Raw genomic sequence first — 6,896 nt, 5'->3', positions numbered from 1 at the left:
CGGCGCGGCTTGGCCTCGACTGCCTCGGCCGTCTCCACGGCGGCCTCTGCGGTCGCGGCGGTCTTCCGCGTCCGGCGGGGCTTGGCCTCGGTGGCTTCGGCCGTGTCGGCGGCGGTCTCGGCGGCTGCCGCGGTCTTGCGGGTGCGGCGGGGCTTGGCCTCCGCTTCGGTGGCCTCCGGCGCGGTTGCCGCAGTCGCCTTGCGGGTCCGGCGCGGCTTGGCCTCGACGGTGTCGGCGGCGGCCTCGGCGGCTTCGACGGTGTCGGCGGCGGCCTCGGCGGCTGCCGCGGTCTTCCGGGTGCGGCGCGGCTTGGCCTCGGTGGCCTCGGCCGGGTCCGCCACCGCTGCCGTCTCGGTCGTCGGCTGGGCCGCCTTCCGGGTGCGGCGGCGCGGTGCGGGCTCCCCGGCCGGTGCGGCCTCGGGCTCCGTCACCGGGGCGTCCGCGATCACCGGCTCGGTCGCGGGCGCGACCGCGGGGGCCTTCGCCTCCGCCGGCTCGGCCGCGACGGCGGCCTCGGCCGCCTCCGGCTTCCGGGTACGGCGGCGGCGCGGCTTCTCCGGGGTCTCCGCGACGGTCGGGCCCTCCGCCGTGGCCACCGTCTCGACGGCGGCACTCTCGACGGCGGTCTCGGCGGCGGTCACCGGCGCCACGGCGGGCGTCACCGGCTGCCCGGACGCTCCGCTGCGCGTACGGCGGCGGCGGCGCGGGGTGCGCGTCGCGGCCTGGGTGTCCTCCGTGCCGGCGGTCTCGGCGGCCGGCGCCGATCCGGCGAGGGCGGCGTCCACCGGCGCTCCGCCCCGGGTGCGGCGGCGACGGCGCGGCGTACGGGCCGGCCGCTCACGCTCGGCCTGGGGTGCGGCGGCGCGGTCACCGCGGTCACCGCGGGCACCGCGGTCGTCACGGGCACCGCGGTCGTCACGGTCGTTGCGGCCGCCCCGGCCACCACGGCCGCGCGCGCCCCGGCCACCGGTCTCGCCCAGGTCCTCCAGCTCCTCCGCGTCCAGACCCGCGCGGGTCCGCTCCGAGCGCGGCAGGGTGCCCTTGGTGCCCGCGGGGATACCGAGGTCGGAGAACAGGTGCGGGGAGCTGGAGTACGTCTCCACCGGGTCGTTGAAGTCCAGCTGCAGCGCCTTGTTGATGAGCTGCCAGCGCGGGATGTCGTCCCAGTCGACGAACGTGATCGCCGTACCCTTGGCGCCCGCGCGGCCGGTACGGCCGACCCGGTGCAGGTACGTCTTCTCGTCCTCGGGGGACTGGTAGTTGATGACGTGGGTGACGCCCTCGACGTCGATGCCGCGCGCGGCGACGTCGGTGCAGACGAGGACGTCGACCTTGCCGTTGCGGAACGCGCGCAGCGCCTGCTCGCGGGCGCCCTGGCCGAGGTCGCCGTGGACCGCGCCGGAGGCGAAGCCGCGGCGCTCCAGCTGCTCGGCGATGTCGGCGGCCGTGCGCTTGGTCCGGCAGAAGATCATCGCCAGCCCGCGGCCGTCGGCCTGCAGGATGCGGGCGACCATCTCCGGCTTGTCCATGTTGTGCGCGCGGTAGATGAACTGCTTGATGTTCGCGACCGTCACGCCCTCGTCGTCCGGCGCGGTGGCGCGGATGTGCGTGGGCCGGGACATGTAGCGGCGCGCGAGTCCGATGACGGCGCCGGGCATGGTCGCCGAGAACAGCATGGTCTGCCGCTTGACCGGTAGCATGTTGATGATCTTCTCGACGTCGGGCAGGAAGCCCAGGTCGAGCATCTCGTCGGCCTCGTCGAGGACCAGGCACCTGACGTGCTTCAGGTCGAGCTTCTTCTGGCCCGCGAGGTCCAGGAGACGGCCCGGGGTGCCGACGACCACGTCGACGCCCTTCTTCAGGGCCTCGACCTGCGGCTCGTAGGCCCGGCCGCCGTAGATCGCCAGCACGCGCACGTTGCGGGCCTTGCCGGCCGTCAGCAGGTCGTTGGTGACCTGCGTACACAGCTCGCGCGTGGGGACGACGACGAGCGCCTGCGGGGCGTCCGTCAGAGCCTCGGGGGCGGCGCGTCCGGCCTCGACGTCGGCGGGGACGGTGACGCGCTCCAGGAGCGGGAGACCGAAGCCCAGCGTCTTGCCGGTACCGGTCTTGGCCTGGCCGATGACGTCCGTGCCGGAAAGGGCGACGGGGAGTGTCATCTCCTGGATGGGGAAGGGGGTGATGATGCCGACGGCTTCCAGGGCCTCGGCGGTCTCGGGGAGGATCCCAAGTTCACGAAACGTCGTAGTCAGGGTGCTGCCTCTTCTGTGTGCGCGGTGCGAGGCGAGCGCGGGGGTCATGTCTGACCGTGCCGGGGACGTCGGCCGCCGTACGGGCGAACCACTCGGGCTAGCCGTATGACACGGGACCTCTGCCGACGCTCTAGCGCTCGTACCGCTGAGGGTGTCCCTCCGGTCGTCGTACGTACTGCGCCGTACGGCCAGGGAGGGCTGTCGGGTCGGAGCCGATCGGGCCACCGACCGGGCATCCTCATGCGTGCGCCCCGTCCGGGCACGTCGATGACCATCGACGCACTCGGCAGGCGCATTACCACCATACCCCGGATTCGCGCACATGTGATGGCCGATTTGGTCACGTAGTCGTCGTCACAGTGATCGGCCGGGGGGTCGGGGGAGGCGCTGAGCGGGCTATTGTGCGCCTCATGACTAGCTCTGACAAGCCCGAGACCGCGTCCGCCGAAGCCGCCGAACCCACCGGTGTCGCCGCCCAGGACTGGGCGCAGGCGTCCGCCGAGCCGCAGTACCGTGCCGCGGTCGTGGACCTGCTCGGCGCGCTCGCGTACGGGGAGCTGGCGGCGTTCGAACGGCTCGCGGAGGACGCCAAGCTGGCGCCGACCCTCGCGGACAAGGCGGAGCTGGCCAAGATGGCCTCGGCCGAGTTCCACCACTTCGAGCGGCTGCGGAACCGGCTGACCGAGATCGGCGAGGAGCCGACGGCCGCCATGGACCCGTTCGTGGCCGCGCTGGACGGGTTCCACCGGCAGACGGCGCCCTCGGACTGGCTGGAGGGCCTGGTCAAGGCGTACGTCGGCGACTCGATCGCGAGCGACTTCTACCGTGAGGTCGCGGTCCGCCTCGACTCCGACACGCGTGAGCTGGTGCTCGCGGTGCTCGACGACACCGGGCACGCCGGGTTCGCGGTGGAGAAGGTGCGCGCGGCCATCGACGCCGACCCGCGCGTGGGCGGCCGGCTGGCCCTGTGGGCGCGGCGGCTGATGGGCGAGGCCCTGTCGCAGTCGCAGCGGGTCGTCGCCGACCGCGACGCGCTGTCCACGATGCTCGTGGGAGGCGTGGCCGACGGTTTCGATCTCGCGGAGGTCGGGCGGATGTTCTCGCGGATCACCGAGGCGCATACGAAGCGGATGGCGGCGCTGGGCCTGGCCGCGTAGCGCTGCGCGCAGAGGCGGGACGCCGGCCGCCGGCGGCCCCGGGGCGCGTCACGGCCGGTCGTGCGGTGGACGCGCGGTGGACGCGCGGCCGCCCGCGGCCCCTTCGGGCACGGGCGGCAGGAGAACGGCGTCTACGCGGCCCCTCCAGGCGCGGGTGGCCGGAGAACGGCGTCTACGCGGTCGCTGATCGCCGGCGCAGGTGGCCCGCCGGGCGCAGCAGCAGGGACAGGGACGCGACCGAGATGATCGCGGCGCCCACGATGCTGAGAACGGCGGTGCCGGGACCCAGGGCGGTGCGGGTGACGAAGTCGCCGAAGAGGGCTCCGGCGACACCGGTCGCGTACACCAGCGGGCGGGTCGGCAGCCGGTGGCCGAGACGGTGCGTCGCCGCCCAGGCGAGGATCAGGCCGAGCACGGCGGAGCCGAGCGCTTCCAAGATCATGTCGGGGGTCCCTCCCACGGCCGGTCTGGCTCGACGGTCGTAGCCCGTCATACCCGTGACCTGCGGATTGCAATCATCGGCTGTGGAGAAGTTGTGCTCCGTCCGTGTGCGCGGTCATGTGCCGACACGCGGACAGGGCCGGGCACGTCACACGGAAGGGCCCGGCGGCAGCGCCGCCGGGCCCTTCTGACGACTCCGGCTCAGAGCGTGCCGAAACCCACCTTGCGCACGGTCGGCTCGCCGATCTCCACGTACGCCAGACGCTCCGTCGGCACCAGGACCTTGCGACCCTTCTCGTCCTGGAGGCTCAGCAGCTGCGTCTTCCCGGACAGCGCGTCGCCCACGAGGCGCTCGACCTCCTCGACGCTCTGACCGCTCTCCAGAACGATCTCGCGGGGCGCGTGCTGCACGCCGATCTTGACCTCCACGGCTATGTCCCTCCGACGGTCAGTGATGTGCGCGATCATCGCGCCGTACTCCGCACACATTAGCCCGGTGAGGGGACGTACACGCTGCGGGCCGGAACGCCAGGAGCGAACACCGCGCGGGAACGGACCCGCGCGCGGGCGGCCGTCAGTGGTGCTCCGTGCCGTGCAGCGGGAATCCGGCGATGCCGCGCCAGGCCAGCGACGCCAGCAGCTGCACCGCCTGGTCGCGCGGCACGCTGCGGTCGCTGTGCAGCCAGGAGCGGGCGACCACCTGGGCGAGCCCGCCGAGGCCGGAGGCCAGCAGCATCGACTCCGCGCGCGACAGACCCGTGTCCTCGGCGATGACCTCGCAGATCGCCTCGGCGCACTCGTTGGTGACCTTGTCCACGCGCTCGCGCACCGCGGGCTCGTTCGTCAGGTCGGACTCGAACACCAGCCGGAAAGCCCCGCCGTCGTCCTCCACGTACGCGAAGTAGGCGTCCATCGTCGCCCGGACGCGCTGCTTGTTGTCGGTCGTCGACGCCAGGGCGCCGCGCACCGCCTGGATCAGCGACTCGCAGTGCTGGTCCAGCAGGGCGAGGTAGAGGTCGAGCTTGCCCGGGAAGTGCTGGTACAGCACGGGCTTGCTCACACCGGCGCGCTCGGCGATGTCGTCCATCGCCGCCGCGTGGTAGCCCTGCGCGACGAAGACCTCCTGGGCGGCGCCCAGCAGCTGGTTCCGCCGGGCTCGGCGCGGCAGACGGGTGCCGCGTGGGCGTGCCGCCTCAGTTTGCTCGATGGCTGTCACGCCGCCTCCCAAAGTCGTCCACTTGCGGTGTCGGCCGCGCGGCCATCGTACTTTTCGGTAACCCTGGTGTGCGCGGTGCGAGCGCAGAATTTCACGTACCGGACGACGGCGAAAGCCGTGCGGCACCGCGGAGGCGGCCCGTGGGGTCCCGCGAGGTCAGCGGTAGTCGTCCTCGTCGAGTGAGACCACGCGCGCCTGTTCGATGAGATCGGCCTCGTTCGCCCGGTCGGGGTCCACGTCCGTCAGCGGGTCGTCGCGGTCCGGCGCGATGTCCGTGTGCTGCTCGGCGGCGTCCACCTCGGGCGCCTCGACGTCGATCTCCTCCGCCGTCCCGGCCGCCGGGTCGGCGATGTCCTCGATCGCGTCGGGCTCGATGGGGTCATAGGTCATGGTGGGCTCCCTTCCTACGGACGTCGTCCCTGAAGCGGCAGGGGCCACACGCGGGTGCCCTCTGTACCGAGCCTAGGAGACAGCTGATCGGGACGCCATGCCGTCAGGCACGTCGGCTGACCGGTTCTCCGGATGCGCACGGCTCAATCTGTGACGGCGAACACACCGGGCCCGACGTGATCACCTCGTAACATTGCCGCATGTCTTCGACCGAGTCGCCGTCCGTTTCGGCCGCCAGTGTGCTCCCCAGGGTGGCGCCCGTCCGGGTCGGTGAGGGTGAGCGGCTGCGGACGGTCGGCCTCCCCGGCGTCACCCTGTCGATCCGTTCCCGGCCCCCCGCGCGCGAGGGCCTGCCGCCCGCGCTGTACGTCCACGGGCTGGGCGGCTCCTCGCAGAACTGGTCGTCGCTCATGGCCGAGCTGGACGGCCTCGTCGACAGCGAGGCGGTCGACCTGCCGGGCTTCGGTGACTCGCCGCCACCGGACGACGGCGACTACTCGGTCACCGGGCACGCGCGCGCGGTGATCCGTCACCTCGACGCGGCCGGCCGCGGCCCGGTCCACCTCTTCGGCAACTCGCTCGGCGGCGCGGTCGCCACGCGCGTGGCCGCCGTACGTCCCGACCTCGTCCGCACGCTCACGCTGGTCTCGCCGGCCCTGCCGGAGCTGCGCATCCAGCGCACCGCGGTGCCGACGGGCCTGCTCGGGGTGCCCGGCATCGCCGCTCTCTTCACCCGGTTCACCCGGGAGTGGACGGCCGAGCAGCGGGTGCGCGGCGTCATGGGTCTCTGCTACGGCGACCCCGGCCGGGTCTCGCCGGAGGCGTTCCGGCACGCCGTGGAGGAGCTGGAGCGGCGGCTGCAACTGCCGTACTTCTGGGACGCGATGGCCCGCTCCGCGCGCGGGATCGTCAACGCCTACACGCTCGGCGGCCAGCACGGGCTGTGGCGCCAGGCCGAGCGGGTGCTGGCCCCCACCCTGCTGGTCTACGGCGGCCGGGACCAGCTGGTCGGCTTCCGCATGGCACGCAAGGCGGCCCGCGCCTTCCGCGACTCCCGTCTGCTGACCCTGCCGGACGCCGGACACGTGGCGATGATGGAGTACCCCGAGGTGGTCGCCGACGCCTTCCGGGACCTCATGGCACGGGCGGCCGGCCCGGCCGAGGAGACCGCCGCCACCGCCGTGGGCACGGGGAGCTGAGGGCCGCAGTGGGACGTCACAGCCGCCGCGGACCGGCTCCGAAGAGCGACTCCGCCGACATGACCGCGAAGCGGGGGGACCAGGGCGCCCGACGGGACGCCGCCCCGGCCCGCTCCGACGCCCGGGGGGAGACCGCCCCCCGGCCGCCCGCGGACACTCCGGCCCACGGCACACCCGGGCCGTCCGGTGGCACCCCCGCGCGCGGTGTGCCGGGTTCCCGGGAGGGTGCCCCCGCGCGGGG

General features: G+C 73.6%; 7 protein-coding genes and 1 pseudogene. 3 read left to right on the top strand and 5 right to left on the bottom strand.

Going from position 1 to position 6,896, the window contains the following annotated elements; genetic code table 11:
* Positions 1–2,300, bottom strand: a 2,300-nt coding sequence (locus tag GT045_RS20740) for a DEAD/DEAH box helicase (RefSeq protein WP_161335067.1), incomplete at its 3' end; no start/stop codon positions are given.
* A gap of 353 nt (positions 2,301–2,653) precedes the next feature.
* Here GT045_RS20740 and GT045_RS20735 point away from each other — a divergent pair.
* Complete coding sequence (locus GT045_RS20735) at positions 2,654–3,409, top strand: ferritin-like fold-containing protein (RefSeq protein WP_161297805.1); 756 nt, start codon at positions 2,654–2,656, stop codon at positions 3,407–3,409.
* 172 nt (positions 3,410–3,581) lie between these two features.
* Here GT045_RS20735 and GT045_RS20730 read toward each other — a convergent pair whose 3' ends face one another.
* The 4 genes from GT045_RS20730 to GT045_RS20715 form a co-directional block, all read right to left on the bottom strand.
* Positions 3,582–3,851: a hypothetical protein gene (locus tag GT045_RS20730; RefSeq protein WP_161297806.1), complete on the bottom strand. Its 270-nt coding sequence runs from the start codon at positions 3,849–3,851 to the stop codon at positions 3,582–3,584.
* A gap of 200 nt (positions 3,852–4,051) precedes the next feature.
* The gene (locus tag GT045_RS20725) at positions 4,052–4,279 is read right to left on the bottom strand and encodes a DUF3107 domain-containing protein (RefSeq protein WP_161297807.1); all 228 of its coding nucleotides are present in this window, start codon (positions 4,277–4,279) and stop codon (positions 4,052–4,054) included.
* A 145-nt stretch (positions 4,280–4,424) separates the two neighbouring features.
* On the bottom strand, positions 4,425–5,066 hold the full coding sequence (locus tag GT045_RS20720; RefSeq protein WP_161297808.1) for a TetR/AcrR family transcriptional regulator: 642 nt from the start codon (positions 5,064–5,066) through the stop codon (positions 4,425–4,427).
* A 156-nt stretch (positions 5,067–5,222) separates the two neighbouring features.
* Positions 5,223–5,456, bottom strand: a complete 234-nt coding sequence (locus tag GT045_RS20715) for a hypothetical protein (protein ID WP_161297809.1) — start codon at positions 5,454–5,456, stop codon at positions 5,223–5,225.
* A 200-nt stretch (positions 5,457–5,656) separates the two neighbouring features.
* Between GT045_RS20715 and GT045_RS20710 the strand changes: the two genes are divergently transcribed.
* A complete protein-coding gene (locus GT045_RS20710) occupies positions 5,657–6,655 on the top strand; it encodes an alpha/beta hydrolase (protein WP_202516554.1) in 999 nt (332 codons plus the stop codon).
* A 59-nt stretch (positions 6,656–6,714) separates the two neighbouring features.
* Positions 6,715–6,896 (top strand): annotated as a pseudogene (locus GT045_RS39890) (hypothetical protein); the annotation flags it as partial.

The sequence above is a fragment of the Streptomyces sp. SID486 genome (genome assembly GCF_009865385.1).
In the GTDB taxonomy this organism is placed as follows: domain Bacteria; phylum Actinomycetota; class Actinomycetes; order Streptomycetales; family Streptomycetaceae; genus Streptomyces.
The sequence above is the reverse complement of the archived record's forward strand: the minus strand, read 5'-3'. Positions and strand labels throughout refer to the sequence as shown.